This is a genomic window from Rathayibacter sp. VKM Ac-2760, assembly GCF_009834185.1.
GTDB lineage: Bacteria > Actinomycetota > Actinomycetes > Actinomycetales > Microbacteriaceae > Rathayibacter.
Window position 1 is genome coordinate 3,619,888 of record NZ_CP047173.1, and the last position, 23,470, is coordinate 3,643,357.

A 23,470-nucleotide genomic window follows, 5' to 3' on the forward strand; every position below is an offset into this window, starting at 1 on the left:
TCGCGACGGCGGCCGCTTCAGGCTGGCTTCAGCGGCGCCGCGGGACAGTGGCTCCGGCGTCGAGCAGCGGCGCCGGAGACGGAGCGGATCATGCAGAAGAAGACCGGGATCATCGTCGGAGTCGTGGGCGCGATCGTGCTCGTCGGAGCCGGTACGGGCATCGCCTTCGCCGCGACCGACGGCTTCGAGCGCTCGGACGCGCTGACCGGCGCCGACCTCGACCGCGCGAGCGAGGTCGCGATCGCCGAGATCGGCGGCGGGACCGTCACCTCGGCCGAGCGCGACGACGACGGCACGCCGGGCTACGAGCTCGAGCTGCGCGGCGACGACGGCCTCGAGTACGACGTGCGGCTCGACGACTCCTTCGGCGTGCTGATCGTCGACCCCGACGACGACGCGGTGCGCGGCACCGACGGCACCACCGGCGGCACCGCGGCCGTCGACCCCGACGACCTCGTCGGCGACGAGCTGACCCGCGCGAGCGAGGCCGCGATCGCCGCGGTCGGCGGCGGAACCGTCACCGAGGCCGAGCGCAGCGACGACGCCGACCACGCCTTCGACGTCGAGGTCACCCGCGCCGACGGCACCGACGTGGACGTCGACCTCGACGCGTCCTACGCGGTCGTCCGCACGGAGGAGTAGGACCCGCCGACGGAGGGGCTCAGCCCTTCCCCGGGCCGTTCCCGTTGCCGGGGTTCCCGCCGCTCTCCGGGCTGCGGCCGTTGCCGTTCCCGCCGCCGTTCCCGCCACTGTTCCCCGGCCCCTCGACCGGCTCCTCGACGGGCGCCTGCGTCGCGGGCGCCTGCACGGCCGGAGCACCGACGGCGGGTGTCGTCGCGACGGGCGCGGGCGACTCCTCCTCGGGCGGCTCGGTCGGCTCGGCGGGCTCGGTCGGCTCGGTCTCCTCGGGGCTCGGCGCCGGCTCCTCCTCGGGAGTCTCCACCGGCGCCGGCGTCTCCTCCTCCGGGGACTCCTCGGCCGGCGACTCCTCCTCGGCGGGAGTGGTCTCCTCCGGCTCGGGTGCGGTCGACTGCTCGGGCGCGGGCACCGCGGCGATCAGCGCGGCGAGATCGGCGCGCACGAGATCGGCCTGGGTCTTGATCGCGGTCGCCCGCTCGGCCTCGACCGTACCGCCGGCCAGCGCCGCGTCGAGCGTCGCCTGCAGCGCGTCGAGCTCGGTCAGCGCACCCTCCCAGTCGTCGGCCGACGCCTTCTCGGCCACCGCGACGACCGCGTCGTCGAGCGCCTGCGCGGTCCCGTCGTCGATCGCGGGGTCGGCGGCGGAGCAGCCCGACAGCACGAGCACCGCGGCGAGCACCGCCGCTGCCACTCCCCCTCGGCGCCTCACGAGCGGATGCTCTCGCGCAGCTGGCGGAGGTGCTCGCCGAGCTCCCCGTCCACGGGCGGCAGCGGCGACTGACCGCCGCCGAAGAGGATGACCGCCAGGCCGACCGCGATCGCGACCAGCGCGAGGACCAGCACGATCAGCCACGGGCTCGGCCCGCTCCGGCGCCGGGCGGGCGCGGGAACGGCAGGGCTCGGAACGGCGGGGCCGGCGAGCGGAGCGACCCGCTGCGTCGCGGTCGCGCCGGGCACCGCCTCCGCGAGCACCTCGGTCGCGCCCAGCGGCAGCACCGACGTCGCGTCGAGCAGCTCGGTCGCCGGCGACGTCTCGAAGCGCTCGGTGGCGGGCGTGCGCTCCGTGGCGGGCGTCCGCTCCGTCGGCGCTGGGCCGTGCCCGGGCACGTCCGGGACCTCGATCGCCGCCATCGGCGTGTCGCGGCGCGGATCGATCAGCGCGCGCGCCGACTCCGCGACCTCGATCGCCGTCGGGCGCTCGGCCGGCTCGCGCCGCGTCATCGCGTTCAGCAGCGCCGACCAGCCGCCCCCGAGCGAGTCCGACACCTCGGGGTCGCGCAGCAGCCGCGCGAGGGTCACCTCGATCGCCGAGCCGGTGAAGGGGCGCCGCCCGGTCAGCGACTCGAGCAGCACCAGGCCGAGCGAGTAGATGTCGCTCGCCGAGGTCAGCACGTGGCCGTTCGCCTGCTCCGGGCTGAGGTAGGCGGCGGTGCCGATCAGCGTGCCGGGCGAGGTGATGCGGGTCGCGTCGATCAGGTAGGCGATGCCGAAGTCGGCGAGCTTGGGCCGGAACTCGCGGGTGGTCAGCGGACTCGGCACGAGCAGCACGTTCGAGGGCTTCACATCGCGGTGGACGACCCCGGCCGCGTGCACCGTGTGCAGCGCCTCGCCGAGATCGGCGGCCATCGAGGCGACGTCGTTCGGCGCGACCGGTCCGGTGGCGAGCCGCTCCGCGAGGCTCGGCCCCTCGGCGAGCTCCATCACCATGTAGGCCTGGCCGCCGGTGTCGTCGCCGCCGTCGTCGGCGTCGTAGAGGGTGACCAGCGCCGGGTGGTTGAGGGCCGCGAGCAGGCGGATCTCGGAGGACTTGCGCTGCAGATCCTGCGCGTCGTCGATGCCGGGCGCGAACATCTTCAGCGCCACCGAGCGGCCGAGGATCTCGTCCCGCGCCCGGTAGACCGTCGCCATCCCGCCTCGGCCGATCAGCTCCTCGATCGTGTAGCGGCGGCCGATCGTCGTGCCGACCACGCGGTTCTCGCCCGTCTGGGATGACACTGTTCCTCCTCGGGCGGGTGCTGCGGCAGTGCCGCGCCCCCCGGTGCGACCGCTCCCCAGGGTAGTACGTCCGCCCTCAGGGCGCCGGGACGGCCGGGGCCCTCCCGGGACTCTGTCAAGCGGGTGCCCGGCCCAGGGCCCGCGCGTAGCGTGGCTGATCCCCGACGAAAGGTGACGACATGGACGTGGACGACCAGGGATCGACGATCGGCGCGACGAACGGCGCGGCTCCGGCCGTGGCGAACGGCACCGAGCAGGTCGAGAAGGACCGCGCGGAGTCCCCCGGCAGCGAGCGCGAGACCGAGGTCCGCCAGAACCAGGACCCGACGACGACCCAGACGGAGACCTCCGGCTCGGCCGAGGTCATCTCCGTGCCCGGCACCGGCGGCGCGGACGACGTCGGCACCGTCGAGGTCGACCCCGACGAGGTCTCCCTCAACGGCAAGCCGTTCCCGGGGCATGCCGGAACGAAATGATCCGGCATACCCCGGGAAGTACTTTCCCGCCGTCTTCGCCGGCAGAGGGGCACGCCGGAACGAAATGATCCGGCATACCCCGGGAAGTACTTTCACGCCGTCTTCGCCGGCAGAGGGGCACGCCGGAACGAAATGATCCCTTCGCTCTTCGTATCGAGCGACGAGGCCGCTTCGCCTCTCTGTGGTGACGGAGAGGACGCGCGGCGGGCGATCATGCTGGTCGAGTAGCCCCGCAGGGGCGTATCGAGACCTGCCGTCCCCGACAGGGCGGTCTGCAGACTCGCCTTCCGACGGAAGTGGATCTCGATACGCCCGCTCCGCGGGCTACTCGATCAGCATGGCGGAGGTCCTATCGGACCGGGTCGAGCAGCCCCGGGTCGTGGCGGTCGACCGTTCGCGCGTTGTTGACGCGGCGGTCGACCGGGTAGGCCGTGATCGTCGACGCGACCGCGACCGACGCCCGGTCGAGCGTCGCCAGCATCTCCTCGGCCGAGGCGAGCGGCTCCGGGCTCAGCCAGGCGTCGCGGACGTCCGGCGTCAGGAAGACCGGCATCCGGTCGTGCACCTCGCCGGAGGCGTCGCGCGCCTCGCGGGTGATGATCGTGAACGAGACCCGCCACTCCTCGCCCTCCTTGCGCGCCGTGTACAGGCCCGCGGCGGCGAGGATCGGCTCCTCGCCGTGCAGGAACCACGGCTGCTTGCCGTCGGCGCGCGCCTCCCACTCGTAGTAGCCGCGCATCGGCACGATCGCGCGCTGCTTGGCGAACGCGCCGCGGAACAGCCCGTTCGAGGCGACCGTCTCGAGCCGCGCGTTGATCGGCGACGGCCCCTTCCCCTTCGCCCACGACGGCCGGAAGCCCCACGAGGCGAGCTCGAGCTCGCGCTCGACCGCCTCGTCGTGCCGGTGCTCGCGCACGATCGGCGCCGCGTCGGTCGGCGCCACGCTGAAGTCCGGCGCCCAGTCGGCCACCCGGCCGCCGGCCGCGACGAACTCGGCGATCAGGGCATCGGTCTCGGAATCCATCGCGAAGCGTCCGCACATGCGGGCGACACTACGCCGGACCACCGACGGCGGCGAGGACGGGATCGCGACGCCCCCGCCGGATCGTCGCGACCGCCAGCCCCGCGACCATCACCGCACCGCCGACGAGCACGCCGACCGACGGCACCTCGCCCAGCAGCACCCACGCCGACAGCACGCCGACCACGGGCACCAGGAGCGTGAACGGCACGACCGACGCGGCCGGGTAGCGGGCGAGCAGCGAGTTCCAGATGCCGTAGCCGATCAGCGACGCGAAGACCGCGGTGTACAGGGTGCTCAGGACCGCCGCGAGCGAGAGCCCCTGGATCGCCTCCGCGATGGCGGGCCCGCCGTCGACGAGCAGCGAGAGCAGCAGCGCCGGGATCGGCACGACCAGCGCCGACCAGACCACCAGCGAGAGCCCCGAGGCGCCCTTCGCGCGCCGGGTCAGCACGTTGCCGATCGCCCAGGACAGCGCCCCGCCCAGGCACACCACGAACGGCAGCCACGGCGCGACCGCCCCGTGCGAGAGAGCGACGATCACGAGCCCGGCGACGCCGACGACCAGGCCGATGCTCTGCCGCCGCGTGGGCCGCTCCCGGAGCAGCACCGCGGCGATCAGCACCGTCAGCACGATCTGCGCCTGCACCACCAGCGAGGCGAGCCCCGCCGGCATCCCGAGCGCGAGCGCCAGGTAGAGCAGCGCGAACTGCCCGAGGCTCATGAAGGCGCCGATCGTCGCGACCGTGCGCAGCGGCGCCTTCGGCCGCGGCACGAGGAACACGGCCGGCACCGCGACCACCGTGAACCGCATCGCCAGGAACAGCAGCGGCGGCACGTCCGCGAGCCCCACGTCGATCACGACGAAGTTCAGCCCCCAGAGCAGCACGACGAGGAGGGCGAGGAGGCTGTGCCGGCGGGTCACTGCTCGCCGCCGACGACGCGGCTCTTCGCCGACCAGAAGCGCATCAGCGCGCCGGCCGCGATCGAGCCGGCGGCACCGGCCGCGAGGTCGCCGAGCGTGTCCTCGTAGCCGACGAAGATCGACGGGTCGACGAAGCGGTGCCCGGCCCACTCGCCCCACTCCCAGACCACGCCCATCGACAGGCCGAAGCAGGCGCAGAGCACGATCGCCGGCGCGAGCGGGCCGCGCTCGCCGGCGACCGTCGGCACCACGCCGGCGCGCGCGGCGATGATGTAGGCGACGGCTGCCACCAGCCCGTTGAGCACGAAGTGCACGACGAGGTCCCACGACGCCCAGGCCTGGTAGAGGCCGAGCACACTGCTCCAGGACGCGACCAGCAGCGCGAGCCCGAACGCGGCGTCCAGCGCCGGACGGATGCCGAGGAACCGCGGCAGCACCAGACCGATCGAGGCGAGGGCGAGCACGGCCACGTCGACCAGGTCCCAGCCGAGCACCGCGGCAACGATGCTCACGGCGCCGAGCGCGCGGACGGCGTCGGCGAACCACTCGCCACGGGTGCGCGGGGGCTCCATGAACGTCGAGATCAGGACGGGCTCGTTCTCGGGGCGGCTTCTCACGACGGGTCGCGTCACGGCTTCGTGAAGCGGAGCACGGCCTGGACCGCCTCGTGGTCCGAGCCCGGCGCCGTGCCGTAGCGGGTCGCGTTGATCGCCGCGGAGACGACCTCGAAGGCCCCCGCGCTGACCGTGAGCCAGTCGATGCGGCGACCGGCCTTCGGCGGGCGGTAGTTGGAGTAGGTGCCCCAGTGCGGGGTGAGGTGCGTGCCGGCGACGACCCAGGAGTCCGCGAGCCCGCCCTCGTCGAGCAGCGCCCGGTACGGCTCCGTGCCGATGTCGGTGTTGGTGTCGCCCATCACGATCGCCGGGCGCCCGAGCTCCTGCACCCGCGCCGCGACGAGCTCCGCCGAGCGCAGGCGGGAGCGCCGCGAGAGGTGGTCGAAGTGCGTGGCGACGACCGTGAACTCGCGGTTCGTCGCGTGGTCGGTCAGCTCCGCGATCACCGCGGTGCGCGGGATCCGGTTGCCCCAGCTGCGCGAGCCGGCGACATCGGGAGTGTCGGACAGCGCGATCTGCGACCAGTCGCGCACCGCGTAGCGGCTGCGGTCGACGAACAGCATCACCCGCTCACCGCCGCGGTCGGGGTCGCGGCCGAAGCCCATCCCCTCGAAGGAGGCGCCGAGCGACTCGTGCACCCACTGCGCCTGATCCGGCAGCGCCTCCTGCACGGCGAGGATCGACGGGCACTCGGCCTGCAGCAGCCGGCGCACGAGGGGCTTCCGGCGCTCCCACTGGTCGACCGCGCGGGCGGTGAGGCGGGGCATCCGGCGGCGGATGTTGTACGTCATCACGTGCAGCTCGGGCGCCGAGGTCGGACCGATCAGGGGGGACGGGTCGGTCATGTCTCCACCCTACGGCGGCGATCGGAGCTGCCCGGGAGGCTTGCGGAGACGCTCCCGCGCACCCCTACTCTTCGAGGATGACCCTCTCGCCCGCTCTCGCGGCCCTCGCCGACGCCTCGTTCGTCTCGCTCACGACCTTCCGGAAGACGGGCGTCGGAGTGTCGACGCCGGTGTGGATCGCCCGCGACGGCGCGGACCTGATCGTCACGACGCCGCGAAAGAGCGGCAAGGTCAAGCGACTGCGCAACGACCCGCGCGTCACCCTCGTCCCCTGCGACCGCCGCGGCCGCGTCGCCGACGGCGCGAGCGTCGTCGAGGGCGCCGCCCACATCGTCTCGGACACCGGCACCGTCGAGCGCCTCGGCCGCGTCTTCCAGGGCAAGTACCGCCTCGAGTACCGCGTCTTCCTCCTGATCGAGCGCATCGTCTCCCGCGGCGACCGCACCCGCGTGATGCTCCGCATCGCCGACCGCTGAGCGAGCCCTTCCTGCTGGTCGGGCGGCCCCGTGAGGGCGTCTGCATGCTGGTCGAGTAGCCCCGCAGGGGCGTATCGAGACCCACCGTCCCCAGCACGGCGGATCTGCGGACTCACGTCCTGACGCCGGTGGATCTCGATACGCCCGCTCCGCGGGCTACTCGATCAGCAGGCCCACTGCTGGTCCCTCCCCGATCGACACGTCCGCTCCGCGGGCTGCTCGATCAGCAGGGACGTCCCGCCTACACCCCGGCCGCCGGTGACGGCTAGGCCTTCGGCCTCGGGGCGCACGGGCACTACCGTGGGGCGTCGCCCGCCGGTGCCCCCGCGCCTCCCGCGCACGCCGGCGCACGCAGAAGGAGCACGTATGAGCATCGGAGCAGGGATCTTCCTCCTCGTCGTCGGCGCGGTCCTCGCGTTCGCCGTGGACGTCCAGGTCTCGGGGGTCGACCTCAAGCTGGTCGGCTACATCCTGATGGCCGCGGGGGCCGTCGGCCTCATTCTCGGCCTCGTCCTGATGACGCGCCGCCGCCAGGCCGTCTCGACCACCCGCTCGGCGGTCGACCCCGCCAGCGGCGAGCAGGTCACCCGCCGCACCAGCGAGGGCAACGGCCCCGTCGTCTGAACGGCCCCGTCGCCTGAACAGCCCCGTCGTCCAGGCGACGAGCGCACGAGAGGGGCGTCACCGGCATCACCGGTGGCGCCCCTCTTCTCGTTCCCGCCTCGCGGCGGCCGTGCGGCTACTCGTCGTCCGCGTCGCCGCCCGAGGCGGTGTCGGTCTCGCCGTCGTTGCCGGACGTGTCGGTGCCGCTGCCGTCGGGGAGCTCCTCGGCGTCCTGGGTCGTCCCGTCCTCGGTGCCGTTGCTGCTGTCGCTGCTCATCGCCGCTCTCCCTTCGCCCCGGCGCTCTGCCGGAGCGCCCACTCTCCTCCGCACCCGCCGAACCGCGCCAGGGGGTGGCGGCGGGCGGGCCGGGGAGGCCACGATGCGGACGCCCCCGCACAATCCCCAGCGGTGCACCCCGCGCCTCCGCTTGACTGGGGGCGCTCCGCCGACCGACGGCGGCACCCTGGAGGACTCATGGCGAACCACCGATTCGAACTGCGGTCCGGACGCGGGATGGGCGTCTCGGCGGCCGGCGACCCGATCGCCGACCGGCTGGTCGTCTTCTGCCACCCCACTCCCGGCGCCGGCGGCTTCGATCCCGACCCTCTGGTCACCGGCCCGTGGGGTCTGCACCTGCTGATCCTCGACCGCCCCGGCTACGGCGCCTCCGACCCCGTCGACGCGCAGCACGGCCGCGTCCAGGACCGTGCCGACGATCTCGCCGAGTACCTCCGCCGCTCCGAGCGCACCGCCCGCGACGTCGACGGCGCCCGCTTCGGCAGTGTCGGCGTGGTCGGCTGGGGCTCCGGCGGCGTCTTCGCGCTCTCGCTCGCCGCGCGGCACCCGGACCTCGTCGACCGCCTCGCGATCATCGGCACCCCCGCTCCCCCGCAGGCCGGCGCGATCGTGCACCCCACCACGGCCTGGGAGCGGCGCGAGATCCTCCCCGGCGAGGACGTCGCGGCCGTCGCCGCCGGCCTCCCCGACGGCGAGCCGGGGCTCGACGCGCTCGGCGTCGACGGCGACGACCCGGTCCTCGCGAGCCACGGGGGCCTGCGCAACCGGCTCCAGCGGATGCTCGGCGAGGGCTGGCGTCAGGGCGCGGGCGGCGCCGCGACCGACCTGGTCGCCCTCCGCGACGGCTCCTGGGCCGACGAGCTCGACCGCGTCACGGCCCAGGCCCTGATCGTCACCGGCGACACCGACCCGGTCGCGGGCTCGGAGGACGCGCGCTGGTTCCGCTCCCGCCTCGCCGACGCGCGCACGGCCACCGTCGACGGCACCGGCCGGCTGGCGCTGGTGCGCGAGTGGCGCCGGATCCTCGACCACGTCGCTCCGCTCGAGCGCGGGGCGGAGGGTCGATGAGCCGCCGCACCCGCCGCCGGAGCGCGGCCGGCCTCGCTGCCGGCCCGCTCGCGCTCGTCGGCGCGATGGCGGTCTCCGGCGTGATCCACCTCGCCCGCCCCGCCGTCTTCGAGCGCGCCGTCCCCCGCGCGATGCCCGGCTCCGCCCGCGGCTGGGTGCTCGTCTCCGGAGTCGCGGAGCTCGCCTGCGCCGCCGCGACGCTCTGGCCGCCGACCCGCGTCGCCGGCGGTCTCGCCTCCGCCGCACTGATGGCCGGGGTCTTCCCCGCCAACGTGCAGATGGCGCTCGACGCCCGCCGTCCGCGGACCCGGGCGATCACGCTGCTGCGCCTGCCGCTGCAGATCCCGCTGGTGCTCTGGGGGCTGCAGGCCGCCCGATCGACGCCGCGCTGAAAGCCGCCGTGGAGGCCGACGCAACCCCGAGCGGCGCTCGCGATCGCGCTGCTACCGTCCAGGCATGAGCGACCAGAAGGCGGATGATCGCCGAGACCAGCTGACCAGCGCACCGAAGGCGACGGAGGCCGACGCGGCCCCCCGCATCGATGTGATGACCACCCCCGCGGGCGACACCCGCATCGACATCCGCGACGACGCCGCCGTGCGCCCGGGCCGGGTCGACGCGGACGGGAACGAGCTCGACGAGGACGAGGACGGCGCCGATGTCTGAACTCCGCCGCGCCGCCATCGTCTACAACCCGGTGAAGGTCGACCTCGAGTCGGTCAAGGCCGCCGTCGCCCGCGCCCAGGAGGCCGCCGGCTGGGACGAGACCCTCTGGTTCGAGACCTCGGTCGAGGATCCGGGAGCCGGCCAGACCCGCGAGGCGCTCGAGGCGGGCGTCGACATGGTGATCGCCGCGGGCGGCGACGGCACCGTGCGGGTCGTCGCCGAGGCGCTGCAGGACTCGGAGGCCGCGCTCGCCCTGCTCCCCTCCGGCACCGGCAACCTGCTCGCGCGCAACCTGAACCTCACGCTCGACGACGTCGACAACGCACTGACCGTCGCCTTCTCGGGCGAGGACCGCGCGATCGACATCGGCGTGATCGACATCGAGACGGCGAAGGGCCGCGAGCGCCGCTCCTACGTCGTGATGGCCGGACTGGGCATCGACGCGAAGATGCTCGCGAACACCGACGACGAGCTGAAGAAGCGGGCCGGCTGGCTCGCCTACGTCGACGCGCTGCGGAAGGCCCTGCTGGACAAGAACCAGCTCGAGTTCCGCTACTCCCTCGACGGCGCGAAGACCCGCAAGGTGCGCGCGCACACGATCATCGTCGGCAACTGCGGCGCCCTGCCGGCGAACATCCTGCTGCTGCCGGACGCCGCCGTCGACGACGGCGAGTTCGACATCGTGCTGCTGCGCCCGGAGGGCTTCCTCGGCTGGGCGCAGATCATCTTCAAGGTGGTCTGGGAGAACGGCGTGCTGCGTCGCAGCGGAGTGGTCGGCACGAAGCTGATGGGCCTGACCAAGGAGGTCGCGGCACTGCGCTACGTGAAGGGTCGCGAGCTCGTCGTGCGCCTGGAGAAGCCGCAGGAGATCGAGCTGGACGGCGACCCGTTCGGGTCGACCTCCGCGTTCCGCACCTGGATCGAGCCGGGCGGGCTGACGGTGCGAGTGCCCGCCGCGTGACTGTGCTGGTGCCCGCCGCCGAGACGTCGGCGGCGGGCACGGGCGAGCTCTCATGCGGCGCGGCTTCGGGTGTCGCACCCCATGCGCTTGCATGGACGTGGCGACCCTAGTGCGCGTTCCGTCGTCGTGGCAATGGATTCCGTCCTCTGTGGCGCGTATTCGCGCAGAAGTAGGTGGATTCACTCAGTGATCCGCGGTTCGCGCAACGGATTCCGCACCTCACGCCGGAATCGGCCGCCGCCGTCAACCGGGTGAACCGGACGCCGCCCCTCCACTACCGTTCCCCCATGGGCTTCTTCGACCGCACCGACCCCCCGGCCACCCCTCCGACGGAACGGCCACGGACCGTGTGGACCGACGGCTTCGGCCGCTTCGCCCTCCGCTGCCTCCAGGTGCTCCTCGTCCTGGCGCTCGCCGCGGTCCTCGTCCTCGCGATGACGCAGCTCACGCTGGTGCTGATCCCGGTGCTGATCGCGATCATCCTCGCCTCCGCGATCCACCCCGTCCTCGCCTGGATGCGCCGGAAGGGGCTGCCGTCGATCCTGGCGACCTGGATCGCGCTGATCGGACTGCTCGCGATCCTCGGCGCCATCGGCTGGCTGATCACCGTCGCGGTCCGCAACCAGTGGGACGAGCTGGTCAGCAGCGCCTCCGACGGCATCGCCTCGCTGCAGGACTACGTGCAGCACCTGCCCTTCCAGATCGACGAGCAGCAGATCGAGGACGCCCGTCAGACGGTCGTCGACTTCCTCACCTCGAGCGCCTTCGGCTCCGGCGCGCTCGCCGGAGCGGCCGCCGCCGCGAACTTCATCACCGGCCTGGTGCTGATGATCGTCGTCCTCTTCTTCTTCATGAAGGACGGCCCGAAGATCTGGGAGTTCCTGCTCCGCCCGTTCTCCGGCTCCGGCTACGACCGCGCCAAGCGGGTCGGCGGCAAGACCGTCGACGTCCTCGGCGGCTACATCCGCGGCACCGCGACCGTCGCCGCGGTCGACGCGATCGGCATCGGCGTCGCCCTCGCGATCCTGCAGGTGCCGCTGGCCATCCCGCTCGCGGTCATCGTCTTCCTCACCGCCTTCATCCCGATCGTCGGAGCGACGGCCGCCGGCATCCTCGCCGCCCTCGTCGCCCTCGTGGCCAACGGACCCCTCGCGGCGCTGATCGTGATCCTCGTCGTCGTCGCGGTCAACCAGCTCGAGGGCAACTTCCTCCAGCCGGTCGTGATGGCGCGCTCACTCAAGCTGCACCCGCTGATCGTGCTCGTCGCCCTCACCATCGGCACCGTGCTCGCCGGCATCGTCGGCGCCGTGCTCGCCGTGCCGATCGCCGCGGTCGCCTGGGGCATCGTCTCCGTCTGGAACGGCCCCGACCGCCCGGCCGAGCCCGCCCGCCAGAAGCGCGACGAGTCGGTCTGAGGAAAGCTCGACTAGAATAAGATGAATACGATTCGGAGGTCGCACCCCGAGTCGACCGACCCGGCCCGCTACGGCGTGCGGCCGATGATGCCGTCGCGCAGCGCCTGGCGGCGGAGCGCGATCTTGGTACCGGCGCTCACGCCGTCGGCGCGGTACTTCGCCCGGGCGTTCCGCAGGGCGCTGCGCGCCGCGTCCTGGGTGATGCCGAGCTCGGTCGCGACCTGCTTGAGCGAGAGCCCCTCGACGAAGAGCCCGACGATCCGGCGCTCCCGCGGTGACAGCGGCCCCGTCCCGATGCCGCCGCCGAGCAGCGCCCGCGTCTGCGGGGTGAGGAAGCACTCGCCGCGCGCCGCGGTGCGGATCGCCTCGAGGATCACCTCGGTCCGCTCGCTCTTCACCAGGTAGCCGCGCGCCCCCGCCGCCAGGGCCCGCGCGATGGTCTCGGCCTGCGAGTGCGTGCTGATGATGATCGGCGCCGCGCCGGAGGCGATGATCGTGCGGATCTTCATCGCCAGGTCGAGGTCGTCGCCGAGGTCGATGTCGAGCAGCACGACGTCGGTCGGGAAGCGCGGGTGGGCGAGCAGTCCGGTCCAGCTCGACGCCGTCGCGACGACGCGGATGTCGGAGCCGGAGCGGTTGATCCACTCCGAGAGCGCGCTCAGCAGGATCGGGTGGTCGTCGAGGATCGCGAGGGCGATGGCCGGAGTCTCCTCGGTCGCGGTCGTCGTCATGCGGGCCTTCCGGGCGGGCGGTGGTGGAGCTCGATCGTCGTCCCCGGACTCTCGGCCGAGACGCGGTGGACGCCGATCTCCCCCAGGATGCCCCAGACGGCGGGGTCGACGTCGCGTGGCCGCAGTCCGGGAGCACCGAGGATCAGCCGCATCGGATCCGCCGGCCCGCTGCCGCGCGCGAGCGCCAGCTCCACCGCCGGCCGGCCCGCGCGCTCCTGCGCCGTCAGCAGCCAGAGCACCGAGAGCAGCCGCGAGCGGTCCGGCGGAGCCAGCTCCGCGGCGATCCCCTGCGGATCGCGCACGACGACCGCCTCGGAGAGCAGCGCCGACTCCTCGACCGCGATCCGGAGCCAGGTGTGGTCGTGCCGGGCCGCCAGCACCGCGCGCAGCTCGTCGCCGAGCGTCCGGGCCCGCTCGCCGAGCGCCGCGTCGAGCGGAGCGGCGCCCTCGGCGTCCCGGCGGACGACCTCCTCGAGCAGCTCCGCGATCTCCGCGTCGACGCGGGCGAGCTCCGACGCGGCGAGGCTGCCCGGTCCCGTGCCCGGTCCGTCGATCACGCTGTCGGCCAGCGTGCGATCGAGCCCGCGGTGCACGTGCCGGTCGAGCGCCGTGAGCAGGGCTGCGTAGACCGCGACAGGAGTGGTCGCGAGCAGCACGTTGCCGACGGCGATGCTCGACCCGGCGTCGGCGAGCAGCGCCTGAGCGAGCATGCCGAGCACGCTGAGCCCGACGAGCAGCGCGATCGCGAGGGTGCTCCGCGACAGCGGCTGGAAGCCGAGCAGCGCGAGCACCGTCGCGCCCACGCCGATGCAGACCGTCGGGTAGTAGAGCGGCGCCGGTGCCGGCAGCGCGTAGTCCGCGAACTCGAGCAGCAGCGCCGCGGTATCGACGGCGAGGACGCCGGCGAGCACGCTCCCGGGAAGCTCCCCGTGCCGCGACACCGCGGTCAGCACGCCCACGGCCAGGGCCGCGAGCACCAGGACCCAGGAGAGGCCGGACAGCCAGGTCGCGGAGCGGTCGTTCAGCGCCCAGAGGAACGAGGCGAGACCGCGCACCACCAGCGACACGGTGATCGCGATGAAGCCGACGCTGAGGTAGCTCGCGGTGAGCCGGTGGGTGCGGGTGATCCGCTGACGGACCGAGTCGAGGGTGCGCGGCCCCTGCCCGGCCGCGCGGACCAGCTCGACGAGCGTGCCCTCGCCCGAGCGGTCGGCGCCGGAGCGGTCGGTCGCGGGCCGGTCGCTCATCGCGGCACGCTCATCAGCACGGTCGTGCCGGCGCCGGTCGCGGAGAAGATCCGCACGGTGCCGCCGACCGCCTCGATCCGCCCGACGACCGACTCGGCGAGCCCGAGCCGTCCCTCGGGCGCGGTCGCCGGGTCGAAGCCGCGGCCGGCGTCCGAGACGGCCACCCGCGCCGAGTCCTCGTCGCCGTCGAGCGAGACGTGCGCGGCGGCGACTCCGGAGTGGCGCCGCACGTTCTCGAGGCACTCCCCGGTCGCGCGCGCGAGGGCGTCGAGCGCGGGAGCCGGCGGCACGTCCCGCCAGCTCCCGAGGTGCCAGTGCACCTCGACGCCGAGCGCCTGGGCGCGGCGGCCGACCTCGGCGAGCACCGCGGGCACGCGGCTGCCCGCCGCGCTCGCGGGCGCCGGCTCCGGCTCGGCCCGGTCCAGCCGCCGCAGCAGCGCGAGGTCCGCCTCGGCCTGCGCGCGCAGGGTCGCCGGGGACACCCTCGCCGCGGTGCGCGAGGAGGGTGAGCGTCGAGAGGATCGTGTCGTGCATCAGCCGCGCCTCCCGGCGGCGGCTCGCCTCGCTCTCGCTCGAGCGGCGCTCGGCGGCGTGCGCGGTCCGCAGCCGTGCGGTGCCGGCGCGGGCGCGCTCGACGCTCGAGGCCAGCCAGCGGGCGCCGACGGCGGCGACGACCCAGCAGACGACGACCGAGAGCGCGACGAACGGCGCGCGACCCGACCCCCAGGTCGCCGCCACCGCGAGCACCAGGGCGGGGACGCCGCCGAGCACCGCGGCCCCGACCAGCCGCCGCGAGGCGCAGATCGCGAGCAGCGGAGTCGGCAGGGTCATCGAGGCGAGCATCGTCACGCAGCTGAGCACCGTGCGGTCGCCGTCCGCCACTCCCGGACCGAGGAACGCCGCGAGCGCGACGACGCCGAGCACGACGCCGGCGACGACCGCGCGGACGCCGCCCGCACCGGAGCGCCGGGAGGAGAGCTGGATCGCGGCGCTCACGACGAGCAGGATCGCGCTGGGCAGCACCGCGAGCAGCGCCTCGGGGGCGAGCGTGACGAGGTGCAGGGCGGACGCCGCCGCGAAGATGCCGCCGGCCCGCCGCGCGCAGACCGTGCCGACCTCCGCCTGCTCGCGGCGTAGCTCGAGCGCGTCGGCGGCCGCGCTCGCGGCACTGGGGAGCGGCATCGACACCTCGCCGTAGGGGCGCGCGAGCCGCACCCGGAGTTGCATCGTGCCACACGCCCCGGCCCGTCGCGGGGCCGTTCGGCGCGCCGGTCTCGGCCCGGCGGTCGCGCTCGGGTGCTCCTCTCCCGTAGAGTGAGGACATCTCCTGGGCACTCGCCCGAATTCCACGGCTGAGAAGTCGCACGACGACGAAGAGACTCAGCCCCTGATAGAGACCGCACCGATCGAGCGCATCGCTCTCGATCCGCCGGTTCGAACGCCCGCCTCGCCCGCGGGTACCGCCCTTCACAGGACGCCGCGGAAGCCGCGCCGTTCCTCGTTCGACCCCCGCCTCTCCGACACCCTCGGCGAGCGGGACGTTCTCCCCCGCGCAGGCGCACTCCCCTCGTGGAATCGCGACCTCCGCCCCCAGACGACCCGGATCACCCGGTCGGCGCGTGTTTCACCCGCGGCGACCGAGCGGACCGGGTACCGCACAGCTGTGCGAAATCTAACGACGACCGCTCACGCGGGCGTCACCATCACGTAAGGAAAAGAAATGCCTACTGGCACCGTTAAGTGGTTCAACTCCGAAAAGGGCTTCGGCTTCATCGCTCCCGACGACGGAGGCGCCGACGTGTTCGCGCACTTCTCCGCCATCGCGAAGCAGGGCTACCGCGAGCTCGTCGAGAACCAGCACGTCGAGTACGACGTCGAGCAGGGCCGCAAGGGCCCGCAGGCCGCGAACATCCGCGGCGTCGGCGAGTAATCACCGGCCTCTGCGTCACAACGCTCGCGCTCGTCTCGAGCGCTGAACGCCCCGTCCACCGCGATCCTCGGATCCGGCGGGCGGGGCGTTCGCCGTTCCCGGGCCGGCCGCGCCGGGCGCCGCGGGCGGTATCCTCGCGTCCATGGGACGACTGATCTACGGGCCGCAGTCACTCGAGATCGACTTCGACGACCGCGTGCTCGCCCACCTCAAGGTGGCGATGTTCACGAAGATGCGGCGCAACGAGTCGTTCAGCCTCTCCTGGAGTGAGCCCGAGTCGAGCGGCTACGGCCGCAGCTCGATCTGGGTGCACCCGGCGACGCCGCTGCACTTCCGCTTCCACGGCGGCCGTCGGCCCGCGCTCAACCGTGCCTGGATCGACGAGCTGATCGCCCACGCGAACAGCACCGGCGAGATGATGCTGACCCCGGAGCCCGACGACCGCCCCTGACAGCCGGGTCCCCCCTTGCTGATCGAGTAGCCCTCGCAGAGGGCGTATCGAGATCCACGCACTCCGGACGTTCTGGCGACGGCAGGTCTCGATACGCCGCTCCGCGGCTACTCGACCACCGGGCAGGCGCCGCCCCGCGGTCGCCCGATGGGCAGGCGCCGACCGCGCTCAGACGACGCGGGGACGCGCCACGTGCACGAGCTCGTCGTGCGGCAGCGCGCGCAGGCGCGCCGCGATCTCCTCGCGGGCGGAGGCGTCGACCGACGCCCAGGCGTACTCCTCCGGCCAGAGCGGCGTGAGGGTCACCAGCTCGACGTCACCGGTCGCGAGCTCGAGGCGCTCCGGCAGTCCGCCGCCGCGCAGGCCGAGCAGCACGCCGACCGAGCCGTGCTCGTCGGTCCAGGCCGGCGGCGCCGCCGCTCCGGCGAGGACCGCGGTGTCGACCCCGGTGCGGCAGCAGACGCCCTGCAGCGCCGCGAGGCGGGCGGCCTCGTAGAGGACGCGGAACTGCCAGTGGTTCCAGAGATCGGCCGCCGGGATCCCGCGGAGGGCGGAGGTCTCGAGGCACAGCTCGAGCCCGAGTCCCGTGCCGGGGCGGGAGAGGCGGTCGAAGGGATCACTGAGCCCGTCGGTCGCGAGGACCACGGACGACCCGCGCTCGACCCGCAGGAACGCGCGGTGATCGGTGGGCCAGCGGGCCCCGCCGCGCACTCCCGGATCCTCCGTCGAGACGACGACGGTGCGGTCCAGCTCGCCGACGCTGCGCCACAGCTCGGCCCGGTCCTCGGCGACGGCCTCGGCGAGGGCCCGCCGCTCGTCCGGGGTCCAGCGGATCTCTCGCGTGCGGTTGAGGAACATCGACATGAGACTCTCCGTCCACGCGGCCGGCGTGCCGCGTCCTCCGGAACCGTACGGGTCCCGCCAGGGCGGGTCCTCCGAGTGACCGGAGTAGTTCCTGGACGCCGAGCCGGGTCAGTGGCCTTAGCCGAGCGGGTCTGGGGCCTCAGCCGAGCGGGTCAGGGGCCTCAGCCGAGCGGGTCGACCCCGTTGCTCCGCCAGCGCTCGTCGGCCAGCTGGCCCGAGCCCGCCTCGCCGTCGTGCTCGCCGAGCGGCTCGGCCTCGCGCCGCGCCTCGGTCGGGACGGCGCCGAGCGAGGTGCCCGCGCCCTCGGCCGTGCTGCCGGGGGCGAGCAGCCCCTCCTCGTCCTCGTGGGAGCCGACCTCGTCCTCCGCGGTGTTCTCGGTGCCGCTCTCGGCCATCGAGTCGTAGGGGTGGTCGGGGTCGTCGCTCTGCTCGGGGGTGGTGCTCTCCTCGTTCCCGGCGTCCGCGGGGTGCACGTCGTCGGGCTGCTCGACGTTCGCCGAGCCTCCGCTGGTGAATCCGGCGAACTCGGGGCTGTCGTCTGCGCTCATGGCGGCCACGGTAGCACCGGGCGCTCAGCGCCTAGGCTCGGAGGACGACCGCCTCGGCGGCGCGACGACGGGAGCGGGAAGTGCGACGACTCGGTTACGAACGGTTCGGCGGGCCGGACGTGCTCTCCTGGCGGGAGGCGCCCGTGCCGATGCCCGGCCGCGGCGAGGTGCTGGTGCGCACGCGCGCCGCGAGCATCAATGCGACCGACGAGAAGATCCTCTCCGGCGCCGCCCGGATCATGGCCGTCGGCCGACGGCGCCCCTACGGCTTCGGTCTCGACATCGCCGGCACGGTCGAGGCGCTCGGCCCGGGCGACCACTCCGTCTCGATCGGCGACCGCGTGGTCGGGATGACCCGCGACGGCGACGCCTTCGCGGACGCGTCGATCGTGCGCGGCCGCTCCCTCGTGCCGCTGCCCGACGCCCTCGACGAGGTGCAGGGCGTCACGCTGGCGATGTCCGGCGGCACCGCGATCGGCGTGGTCGACGCACTCCGGGTGCGCGCGGGCGAGCAGGTGCTCGTCGGCGGCGGCTCCGGTGCGATCGGGAACCTCGTCGTGCAGCTGCTCGTGCGGGCCGGCTGCATCGTCGCCGCGACCGGCTCGGCCGCCTCGGCGGACACGCTCCGGGCGCTCGGCGCCGAGCCGCACGATTACCGGCTGCTCGATCTGGGCGTGCTCGGCGGTCGCTTCGACGCGGTGCTCGACGTCTCCGGGCACCTGCCGCCGGACGACGCCGCGATCCTGCTCGCCGACGGCGGACGGTACGCGACGCTGGTGCCGAGCGGGCCGGCACTCGGCGCGCAGGCGGCCGGGATCCTCCGCCGCGACCGCCCGCGGGTGCAGAACCTGATCGTCACGGCGAGCGCCGAGCGGATCGGCCGTGCGGTGTCCCTCGCGGCCTCGGGCGAGCTGATCCCCGCGGCGGGCGCCGTGCATCCGCTCGACGAGATCGTGGCCGTGCTCGCGCAGCGCGCCCAGGGCACCGACAGCACGATCGGCAAGATCGTGTTCACGGCCGACGACGCGGCTCCGCTGAGCTGACCGCGGCGCCCTCGGCGCCCTCCATCGACTCCTCGGGACGAGCGCCCGAGCCGAGCGAGAGGGTCGCCGCGAAGCCGACGGCGAGGAACCCCGCCGCCGCGAAGGCCGCGAACCGCGTGCCGTCCGAGAGCGCCTCCCCCGCCGCCCGGGCGGCGTCGGCCGTGCCCGGGTCCGCGGCGAGACCGGCGATCGCGGCGCCCGAGGAGTCGACGACGGCATCGACGGTGCTGCTCACCTGCGCGGCCGGCAGGCCCTGCTCCTCCAGAGACGAGGTGAGCACGCCCGCGGTCGAGGTGTAGAGGATCGTGCCGAGCACCGCGATGCCGAGGGCGGAGCCGATCTGCCGGGCCGTCGACTGGGTGCCGGAGCCCTGCCCGCTGAGCTCGACCGGCACGTCGCGGAGGACCACGCCGGTCAGCTGCGCCGTCGCGAGCCCCACGCCGAAGCCGTAGACGGCGAGGAACGGCACGAGCGCCCACCACGGCGTCGTGTCGGAGACGACGGCGCCGATGCCGACGACGCCCGCGATCTCGGCTGCGAGCCCGACCCGCACGATCAGCACGGCGGAGACCCGATTGCCGAACGCGCCCGCGAAGCCGGAGGCGACGAACGAGCCGAGCGCGAGGGCGATCAGCACGAGCCCGGTCTGCACGGCCGAGTAGCCGAGCACGTTCTGCAGCCAGATCGGCAGGGCGAGGATGATGCCGAACTCGCCGAGCGAGACGATCATCGCGGCGATGCTGCCGTTGCGGAACGAGGCCAGCCGGAAGAGCCGGAGGGAGAGCATCGCCGAGCGCCCGGCGCGCTCGCGAGCCCGCGCCCAGAGCACGAACGCCACGGTCGCGAGCACCGCGACGACGAAGGCGACCGGCACCGGCGAGGGCAGCCACCAGCCCAGGCTCCGCCCCTCGATCAGCCCGAAGACCAGGGCGGCGGAGGCGACGACCGAGAGCAGCGCGCCGACCAGGTCGACGCGGCCCGCGTCCGGCTGCTTCGACTCGTCGACGAAGAGCAGCGCGCCCACGACGATGACGATCCCGAGCGGGATGTTGATGCCGAACGCCCAGCGCCAGGAGAAGTCGGTCGTGAGCCAGCCGCCGAGCAGCGGGCCGACCGCGGTCATCCCGCCGATCGTCGACCCCCAGACGGCGAACGCGATCGCGCGCTCCTTGCCGCGGAAGGTCGCGTTGATCAGCGAGAGGGTCGAGGGCAGCACCATCGCGCCGCCGACGCCCTGCACCACCCGCGAGAGGATCAGCAGATCGCCGGTGGGAGCGAGCGCCGCGGCGATCGAGGACAGCGCGAAGAGCGCGATGCCGACGACGAGCATCCGGCGCCGGCCCCAGCGGTCGGCCAGGGTGCCGAAGGCGAGCAGGAGGGCCGCGAAGACGAGCGTGTACGACTCCTGCACCCACTGCACCTGGGTCGAGCTGATGCCGAGGTCGGCGACGATCGACGGAATCGCCACGTTGACGATCGTCGAGTCGACGATGATCGTCGCGACCCCGAGACTGATGACGACCAGTCCGATCCACCTGCGGTGTCCGCCGTTCCCGCTCATGACCCTGCCCTCCTCCACCCGGATCGGCTCCGGGTTCAATTAGTAAGCCAGCTGACTATATGCCCGCGTCGGCCGCCTGCGCCACGGGATCGCTGAAAGAAAGGCCAGGAAGCGTACCGGCCGACCTCGCGCCGGACAAGGGCGAGAAGCGCTCAGGCGCCGTTCGTCAGGATGGCTGCATGCCCGCATCTCCCCGCTCCTTCCCCTATCCCCTCGGCGTCTCCCTCCGCGGCGACGCCGGCGCCAACGTCGCCCTCTACTCCGAGACCGCGGACAGCGTCGAGGTCTGCCTGTTCGACGAGTCCGGAGCCGAGACCCGCGTCACGCTGGACAACCGCACCGGCCACGTCTTCCACGGCATCGTCCCCGGCATGAAGGTCGGCACCCGCTACGGCCTGCGCGTCGACGGCCCCTGGGACCCCGCCAACGGTCTTCGCCACAACGCCGCCAAGCTCCTGCTCGACCCGCACGCCACCGCGATCGAGGGCTCCTACGACTGGAGCGAGGACGTCTTCGGCCAGTTCTACGAGGACGCCGACACCCGCAACGACGCCGACGACGCGGCCGCCGTGCCGCGCTGCGTGGTCACCGACCCCGACTCCTTCGACTGGACCGGCGACGAGGCCCCGCGCATCCCGCTGGACGAGACCGTCGTCTACGAGGTGCACGTGAAGGGCTTCAGCCAGCAGAACCCCGAGGTGCCGGAGGACATCCGCGGCACCTACCGCGGTCTCGCCCACCCCGCGTCGATCAAGCACTTCACCGACCTCGGCGTCACCTCGGTCGAGCTGCTGCCCGTGCACCAGTTCGTCCAGGACTCGCACCTGATCGAGAAGGACCTGCGCAACTACTGGGGCTACAACTCCCTCGGCTTCTTCGCGCCGCACAACGAGTACTCGCACGCCGGCGACGACGGCTCGCAGGTCGACGAGTTCAAGGCGATGGTCAAGGCGTTCCACGAGGCCGGCCTCGAGGTCATCCTCGACGTGGTCTACAACCACACCGCCGAGGGCAACGACAAGGGACCGACCCTCTCCTTCAAGGGCATCGACAACGGCTCCTACTACCGCCTCGTCGAGGACGACCGCGCCAACTACTTCGACACCACAGGCACCGGCAACAGCCTCAACGTCGCGCACCCCGCGGCGCTCGGGCTGATCATGGACTCGCTGCGCTACTGGGTCACCGAGATGCACGTCGACGGCTTCCGCTTCGACCTGGCCACCACCCTCACCCGCCAGACCGGCGAGGCCGAGGTGCACAGCGCCTTCCTCGACCTGATCGCGCAGGACCCGGTGCTCGCGCCCGTCAAGATGATCGCCGAGCCCTGGGACACCGCCGGCTACCAGGTCGGCGGCTTCCCGGCCGACTGGTCGGAGTGGAACGGCAAGTTCCGCGACGACGTGCGCGACTTCTGGCACGGCGCCGACTCGGTGCTCGGCACCACGGCCCAGCGGATCCTCGGCTCGCCCGACGTCTACGAGGCCGACAAGCGCTCCCCCGTCTCGAGCGTCAACTTCGTCACCGCGCACGACGGCTTCACCCTCGCCGACCTCACCGCCTACTCGCGCAAGCACAACGCGGCCAACGGCGAGGACAACAACGACGGCGAGAGCGACAACCGCTCCTCCAACAACGGCGCGGAGGGCAGCACCGACAACGGCGCCGTCAACGAGCGCCGGGCCCGGATGCGCCGCAACTTCCTCGCGACGCTCCTGCTCTCGGCCGGCGTGCCGATGATCCTCGGCGGCGACGAGATCGCGCGCACCCAGGGCGGCAACAACAACGCCTACTGCCAGGACAACGAGATCTCCTGGTTCGACTGGGAGAACGCGGACCTCAACCTGCTCGCGTTCACCCGCGAGCTGATCGCGCTGCGGAAGGCCGAGCCGGCGCTGCGCCCGAAGTGGTTCCGCCGCGCCCCCGGCGACGGCCCCGAGACGGTCGACATCCTTCGCTCCGACGCGAAGGGCTTCGCCGACGACGACTGGGACAACCCGGACGCCCGGACGATCACGTTCGTCTTCCGCGCCGAGGGCAGCGACAGCTTCGCGCTGCTGCTGAACTCGGCCGAGAACGGCGTCGAGTTCACCGTGCCGGACGCGCCCGGCGCGGAGTGGGTGCTCGCCTGCTCGAGCGACCCGGAGCAGGTCGTCGAGGGCGAGGTCACCACGCTGATCGTGCGCGACGCCTCCTTCACGCTGCTGCGCTCGGCCGCCTGATGACACCGGGCCGGACCTCGCGGCGCCTGCGCTTCAGCGGGCGCATCGCGGGGTTCGGCACGGCCTCCGGGACCCGGATCGTGCTCGGCCTGTGGGAGAGCACGCCGTTCGGCGCGTTCGCCGACGCGATGCTCGAGCGGGCCGACGGGCACCGGACCCTGATCGCGCCGACCGAGGAGGTCGCGGACTTCATCGGCTCGACGTACTCGTTCGACGAGGTGCGACTCGCTCCGGTCGCCTGGCGCCGGATCCCGGGCGGGATCGGCGCCTCCGCGGGGCCGCTGGAGCTGTCGCTGCGGCTCGGCGGGCTCACGCCGCTCGGCCGCCTGCTGCGCATCGTCCCGCGGCCGCTCGCCGAGGACCCCGCCTGGCTGACCGCGATCTCGCCGGTCGCGTCCGTGCTGGTGCGCGGCGTGAGCACCGCGGGCTCGGCCGGCCACGGCAAGCGGGAGTACTACGGCGTCCGCGCGATCCGGCGGGTGCTGGGCGTCACGGCCTCCCTCGCGGGCGAGGACCTGGGCGCGCTGCGTCCGCTGTCGCCGCCCGTCCGCTTCGGCTTCTCGTCGGCTCCGGCCGCCCCGGCCATCGTCGACGTCACCACCACCATCACGCTGCCCCGGGCGACCGCGGCGGCCCAGGAGAGAGGAAGCGCCTCATGAAGAAGGGCGACAAGATCAGCTGGAACACCTCGCAGGGCGAGACCCACGGCGAGCTGGTCGAGAAGAAGACGAAGGAGTTCCAGTTCGAGGGGCAGAAGTTCAACGCCTCGGACGACGAGCCCTACTGGATCGTGCAGAGCGACAAGACCGACGCGAAGGCCGCCCACAAGGAGTCCTCGCTGAAGAAGAAGTAGCGGCGCACACTGGGGAGC

Annotated in this window: 29 protein-coding genes; 16 read left to right on the top strand and 13 right to left on the bottom strand. The window is 73.4% G+C overall.

The genetic code is table 11. The annotated features are described in order from the left end of the window. Positions 1–90: 90 nt before the first annotated feature. Entirely contained in the window at positions 91–642 is a 552-nt protein-coding gene (locus GSU72_RS16550) for a PepSY domain-containing protein (RefSeq protein WP_159986013.1), read from the top strand. Positions 643–661: 19 nt separating this feature from the next. Here GSU72_RS16550 and GSU72_RS16555 read toward each other — a convergent pair whose 3' ends face one another. After that, positions 662–1,348, bottom strand: a complete 687-nt coding sequence (locus GSU72_RS16555; RefSeq protein WP_159986014.1) for a hypothetical protein — start codon at positions 1,346–1,348, stop codon at positions 662–664. Next, complete coding sequence (locus tag GSU72_RS16560; protein ID WP_159986015.1) at positions 1,345–2,634, bottom strand: serine/threonine-protein kinase; 1,290 nt, start codon at positions 2,632–2,634, stop codon at positions 1,345–1,347. The genes GSU72_RS16555 and GSU72_RS16560 overlap by 4 nt, the downstream gene beginning before the upstream one ends. Before the next feature lie 179 nt (positions 2,635–2,813). Here GSU72_RS16560 and GSU72_RS16565 point away from each other — a divergent pair, with 179 nt between their 5' ends. Next, positions 2,814–3,110 (top strand): hypothetical protein, encoded by a 297-nt coding sequence (locus tag GSU72_RS16565; protein ID WP_159986016.1) that lies wholly within the window; start codon positions 2,814–2,816, stop codon positions 3,108–3,110. 349 nt (positions 3,111–3,459) lie between these two features. On the opposite strand, the gene GSU72_RS16570 is transcribed toward GSU72_RS16565, so the two are convergent. Genes GSU72_RS16570 through GSU72_RS16585 form a run of 4 tightly spaced genes read right to left on the bottom strand, consistent with a single transcriptional unit; the run spans position 3,460 to position 6,515 of the window. Beyond that, positions 3,460–4,152, bottom strand: a complete 693-nt coding sequence (locus GSU72_RS16570; RefSeq protein WP_159986017.1) for an SOS response-associated peptidase — start codon at positions 4,150–4,152, stop codon at positions 3,460–3,462. Positions 4,153–4,162: 10 nt separating this feature from the next. Next, on the bottom strand, positions 4,163–5,056 hold the full coding sequence (locus GSU72_RS16575; protein ID WP_159986018.1) for an EamA family transporter: 894 nt from the start codon (positions 5,054–5,056) through the stop codon (positions 4,163–4,165). Further along, on the bottom strand, positions 5,053–5,673 hold the full coding sequence (locus GSU72_RS16580; protein WP_159986019.1) for a hypothetical protein: 621 nt from the start codon (positions 5,671–5,673) through the stop codon (positions 5,053–5,055). Before GSU72_RS16580 ends, GSU72_RS16575 begins: the two co-directional genes overlap by 4 nt. Before the next feature lie 11 nt (positions 5,674–5,684). After that, positions 5,685–6,515, bottom strand: coding sequence for an endonuclease/exonuclease/phosphatase family protein (locus GSU72_RS16585; protein WP_159986020.1), 831 nt, complete (start codon positions 6,513–6,515; stop codon positions 5,685–5,687). Positions 6,516–6,592: 77 nt separating this feature from the next. On the opposite strand from GSU72_RS16585, the gene GSU72_RS16590 reads away from it, so the two are divergent. Continuing rightward, positions 6,593–6,991: a PPOX class F420-dependent oxidoreductase gene (locus GSU72_RS16590; RefSeq protein WP_159986021.1), complete on the top strand. Its 399-nt coding sequence runs from the start codon at positions 6,593–6,595 to the stop codon at positions 6,989–6,991. A gap of 366 nt (positions 6,992–7,357) precedes the next feature. After that, positions 7,358–7,615, top strand: a complete 258-nt coding sequence (locus GSU72_RS16595) for a DUF6458 family protein (RefSeq protein WP_123444811.1) — start codon at positions 7,358–7,360, stop codon at positions 7,613–7,615. A gap of 115 nt (positions 7,616–7,730) precedes the next feature. Here the strand turns inward: GSU72_RS16595 and GSU72_RS16600 are convergent, their stop codons facing one another. Continuing rightward, the gene (locus GSU72_RS16600) at positions 7,731–7,871 is read right to left on the bottom strand and encodes a hypothetical protein (protein WP_159986022.1); all 141 of its coding nucleotides are present in this window, start codon (positions 7,869–7,871) and stop codon (positions 7,731–7,733) included. Between the two features lie 198 nt (positions 7,872–8,069). Between GSU72_RS16600 and GSU72_RS16605 the strand changes: the two genes are divergently transcribed. The 5 genes from GSU72_RS16605 (at position 8,070) to GSU72_RS16625 (ending at position 12,002) form a co-directional block, all read left to right on the top strand. Continuing rightward, positions 8,070–8,960: an alpha/beta hydrolase gene (locus GSU72_RS16605; protein WP_159986023.1), complete on the top strand. Its 891-nt coding sequence runs from the start codon at positions 8,070–8,072 to the stop codon at positions 8,958–8,960. Continuing rightward, positions 8,957–9,352 carry a hypothetical protein gene (locus GSU72_RS16610; protein ID WP_208545086.1) on the top strand — a complete coding sequence of 132 codons (396 nt, stop codon included), beginning with the start codon at positions 8,957–8,959 and terminating at the stop codon, positions 9,350–9,352. Before GSU72_RS16605 ends, GSU72_RS16610 begins: the two co-directional genes overlap by 4 nt. Positions 9,353–9,416: 64 nt before the next feature. After that, positions 9,417–9,626 (top strand): multidrug transporter, encoded by a 210-nt coding sequence (locus GSU72_RS16615; protein WP_159986024.1) that lies wholly within the window; start codon positions 9,417–9,419, stop codon positions 9,624–9,626. Then, complete coding sequence (locus tag GSU72_RS16620; RefSeq protein ID WP_159986025.1) at positions 9,619–10,587, top strand: diacylglycerol kinase family protein; 969 nt, start codon at positions 9,619–9,621, stop codon at positions 10,585–10,587. Before GSU72_RS16615 ends, GSU72_RS16620 begins: the two co-directional genes overlap by 8 nt. Before the next feature lie 287 nt (positions 10,588–10,874). After that, the gene (locus GSU72_RS16625) at positions 10,875–12,002 is read left to right on the top strand and encodes an AI-2E family transporter (protein ID WP_159986026.1); all 1,128 of its coding nucleotides are present in this window, start codon (positions 10,875–10,877) and stop codon (positions 12,000–12,002) included. A gap of 68 nt (positions 12,003–12,070) precedes the next feature. Here the strand turns inward: GSU72_RS16625 and GSU72_RS16630 are convergent, their stop codons facing one another. From GSU72_RS16630 to GSU72_RS16640, 3 genes are read right to left on the bottom strand one after another with little or no spacing between them, the layout of a single operon-like run. Next, positions 12,071–12,733: a response regulator gene (locus GSU72_RS16630; protein WP_159986027.1), complete on the bottom strand. Its 663-nt coding sequence runs from the start codon at positions 12,731–12,733 to the stop codon at positions 12,071–12,073. Then, positions 12,730–13,980, bottom strand: a complete 1,251-nt coding sequence (locus tag GSU72_RS16635; protein ID WP_159986028.1) for a hypothetical protein — start codon at positions 13,978–13,980, stop codon at positions 12,730–12,732. The genes GSU72_RS16630 and GSU72_RS16635 overlap by 4 nt, the downstream gene beginning before the upstream one ends. Beyond that, the gene (locus tag GSU72_RS16640) at positions 13,977–14,462 is read right to left on the bottom strand and encodes an ATP-binding protein (RefSeq protein ID WP_159986029.1); all 486 of its coding nucleotides are present in this window, start codon (positions 14,460–14,462) and stop codon (positions 13,977–13,979) included. The genes GSU72_RS16635 and GSU72_RS16640 overlap by 4 nt, the downstream gene beginning before the upstream one ends. A gap of 23 nt (positions 14,463–14,485) precedes the next feature. On the opposite strand from GSU72_RS16640, the gene GSU72_RS16645 reads away from it, so the two are divergent. The 3 genes from GSU72_RS16645 (at position 14,486) to GSU72_RS16655 (ending at position 16,361) form a co-directional block, all read left to right on the top strand. Then, entirely contained in the window at positions 14,486–15,178 is a 693-nt protein-coding gene (locus GSU72_RS16645) for a hypothetical protein (RefSeq protein ID WP_208545087.1), read from the top strand. A 522-nt stretch (positions 15,179–15,700) separates the two neighbouring features. Beyond that, positions 15,701–15,910: a cold-shock protein gene (locus GSU72_RS16650; RefSeq protein ID WP_055786246.1), complete on the top strand. Its 210-nt coding sequence runs from the start codon at positions 15,701–15,703 to the stop codon at positions 15,908–15,910. A 142-nt stretch (positions 15,911–16,052) separates the two neighbouring features. Beyond that, on the top strand, positions 16,053–16,361 hold the full coding sequence (locus GSU72_RS16655) for a hypothetical protein (protein WP_159986031.1): 309 nt from the start codon (positions 16,053–16,055) through the stop codon (positions 16,359–16,361). 168 nt (positions 16,362–16,529) lie between these two features. Here the strand turns inward: GSU72_RS16655 and GSU72_RS16660 are convergent, their stop codons facing one another. Further along, positions 16,530–17,225 (bottom strand): hypothetical protein, encoded by a 696-nt coding sequence (locus GSU72_RS16660; protein WP_159986032.1) that lies wholly within the window; start codon positions 17,223–17,225, stop codon positions 16,530–16,532. A 161-nt stretch (positions 17,226–17,386) separates the two neighbouring features. Further along, the gene (locus tag GSU72_RS16665) at positions 17,387–17,773 is read right to left on the bottom strand and encodes a hypothetical protein (RefSeq protein WP_159986033.1); all 387 of its coding nucleotides are present in this window, start codon (positions 17,771–17,773) and stop codon (positions 17,387–17,389) included. An 80-nt stretch (positions 17,774–17,853) separates the two neighbouring features. On the opposite strand from GSU72_RS16665, the gene GSU72_RS16670 reads away from it, so the two are divergent. Beyond that, the gene (locus GSU72_RS16670) at positions 17,854–18,816 is read left to right on the top strand and encodes an NADP-dependent oxidoreductase (RefSeq protein WP_159986034.1); all 963 of its coding nucleotides are present in this window, start codon (positions 17,854–17,856) and stop codon (positions 18,814–18,816) included. Here the strand turns inward: GSU72_RS16670 and GSU72_RS16675 are convergent. Further along, complete coding sequence (locus GSU72_RS16675; protein ID WP_159986035.1) at positions 18,785–20,377, bottom strand: DHA2 family efflux MFS transporter permease subunit; 1,593 nt, start codon at positions 20,375–20,377, stop codon at positions 18,785–18,787. The two genes, GSU72_RS16670 and GSU72_RS16675, sit on opposite strands and share 32 nt — an antisense overlap. A 179-nt stretch (positions 20,378–20,556) precedes the next feature. Here GSU72_RS16675 and glgX point away from each other — a divergent pair, with 179 nt between their 5' ends. The 3 genes from glgX to GSU72_RS16690 are packed head-to-tail and all read left to right on the top strand — an operon-like array spanning position 20,557 to position 23,452. Continuing rightward, a complete protein-coding gene (gene glgX / locus GSU72_RS16680) occupies positions 20,557–22,599 on the top strand; it encodes a glycogen debranching protein GlgX (protein WP_159986036.1) in 2,043 nt (680 codons plus the stop codon). Further along, a complete protein-coding gene (locus tag GSU72_RS16685; RefSeq protein ID WP_159986037.1) occupies positions 22,599–23,258 on the top strand; it encodes a hypothetical protein in 660 nt (219 codons plus the stop codon). The genes glgX and GSU72_RS16685 overlap by 1 nt, the downstream gene beginning before the upstream one ends. Next, positions 23,255–23,452, top strand: coding sequence for a DUF2945 domain-containing protein (locus tag GSU72_RS16690; RefSeq protein WP_123701627.1), 198 nt, complete (start codon positions 23,255–23,257; stop codon positions 23,450–23,452). Before GSU72_RS16685 ends, GSU72_RS16690 begins: the two co-directional genes overlap by 4 nt. Positions 23,453–23,470: the final 18 nt, after the last annotated feature.

Bases quoted from the DNA above. Each gene is read 5' to 3' on its own strand.
- GSU72_RS16550 (WP_159986013.1), top strand. From the start codon at position 91: ATGCAGAAGAAGACCGGGATCATCGTCGGAGTCGTGGGCGCGATCGTG.
- GSU72_RS16565 (WP_159986016.1), top strand. From the start codon at position 2,814: ATGGACGTGGACGACCAGGGATCGACGATCGGCGCGACGAACGGCGCG.
- GSU72_RS16570 (WP_159986017.1), bottom strand. From the start codon at position 4,152: ATGTGCGGACGCTTCGCGATGGATTCCGAGACCGATGCCCTGATCGCC.
- GSU72_RS16585 (WP_159986020.1), bottom strand. From the start codon at position 6,515: ATGACCGACCCGTCCCCCCTGATCGGTCCGACCTCGGCGCCCGAGCTG.
- GSU72_RS16590 (WP_159986021.1), top strand. From the start codon at position 6,593: ATGACCCTCTCGCCCGCTCTCGCGGCCCTCGCCGACGCCTCGTTCGTC.
- GSU72_RS16595 (WP_123444811.1), top strand. From the start codon at position 7,358: ATGAGCATCGGAGCAGGGATCTTCCTCCTCGTCGTCGGCGCGGTCCTC.
- GSU72_RS16600 (WP_159986022.1), bottom strand. From the start codon at position 7,871: ATGAGCAGCGACAGCAGCAACGGCACCGAGGACGGGACGACCCAGGAC.
- GSU72_RS16605 (WP_159986023.1), top strand. From the start codon at position 8,070: ATGGCGAACCACCGATTCGAACTGCGGTCCGGACGCGGGATGGGCGTC.
- GSU72_RS16610 (WP_208545086.1), top strand. From the start codon at position 8,957: ATGAGCCGCCGCACCCGCCGCCGGAGCGCGGCCGGCCTCGCTGCCGGC.
- GSU72_RS16615 (WP_159986024.1), top strand. From the start codon at position 9,417: ATGAGCGACCAGAAGGCGGATGATCGCCGAGACCAGCTGACCAGCGCA.
- GSU72_RS16620 (WP_159986025.1), top strand. From the start codon at position 9,619: ATGTCTGAACTCCGCCGCGCCGCCATCGTCTACAACCCGGTGAAGGTC.
- GSU72_RS16625 (WP_159986026.1), top strand. From the start codon at position 10,875: ATGGGCTTCTTCGACCGCACCGACCCCCCGGCCACCCCTCCGACGGAA.
- GSU72_RS16630 (WP_159986027.1), bottom strand. From the start codon at position 12,733: ATGACGACGACCGCGACCGAGGAGACTCCGGCCATCGCCCTCGCGATC.
- GSU72_RS16635 (WP_159986028.1), bottom strand. From the start codon at position 13,980: ATGAGCGACCGGCCCGCGACCGACCGCTCCGGCGCCGACCGCTCGGGC.
- GSU72_RS16650 (WP_055786246.1), top strand. From the start codon at position 15,701: ATGCCTACTGGCACCGTTAAGTGGTTCAACTCCGAAAAGGGCTTCGGC.
- GSU72_RS16655 (WP_159986031.1), top strand. From the start codon at position 16,053: ATGGGACGACTGATCTACGGGCCGCAGTCACTCGAGATCGACTTCGAC.
- GSU72_RS16660 (WP_159986032.1), bottom strand. From the start codon at position 17,225: ATGTCGATGTTCCTCAACCGCACGCGAGAGATCCGCTGGACCCCGGAC.
- GSU72_RS16665 (WP_159986033.1), bottom strand. From the start codon at position 17,773: ATGAGCGCAGACGACAGCCCCGAGTTCGCCGGATTCACCAGCGGAGGC.
- GSU72_RS16675 (WP_159986035.1), bottom strand. From the start codon at position 20,377: ATGAGCGGGAACGGCGGACACCGCAGGTGGATCGGACTGGTCGTCATC.
- glgX (WP_159986036.1), top strand. From the start codon at position 20,557: ATGCCCGCATCTCCCCGCTCCTTCCCCTATCCCCTCGGCGTCTCCCTC.
- GSU72_RS16685 (WP_159986037.1), top strand. From the start codon at position 22,599: ATGACACCGGGCCGGACCTCGCGGCGCCTGCGCTTCAGCGGGCGCATC.
- GSU72_RS16690 (WP_123701627.1), top strand. From the start codon at position 23,255: ATGAAGAAGGGCGACAAGATCAGCTGGAACACCTCGCAGGGCGAGACC.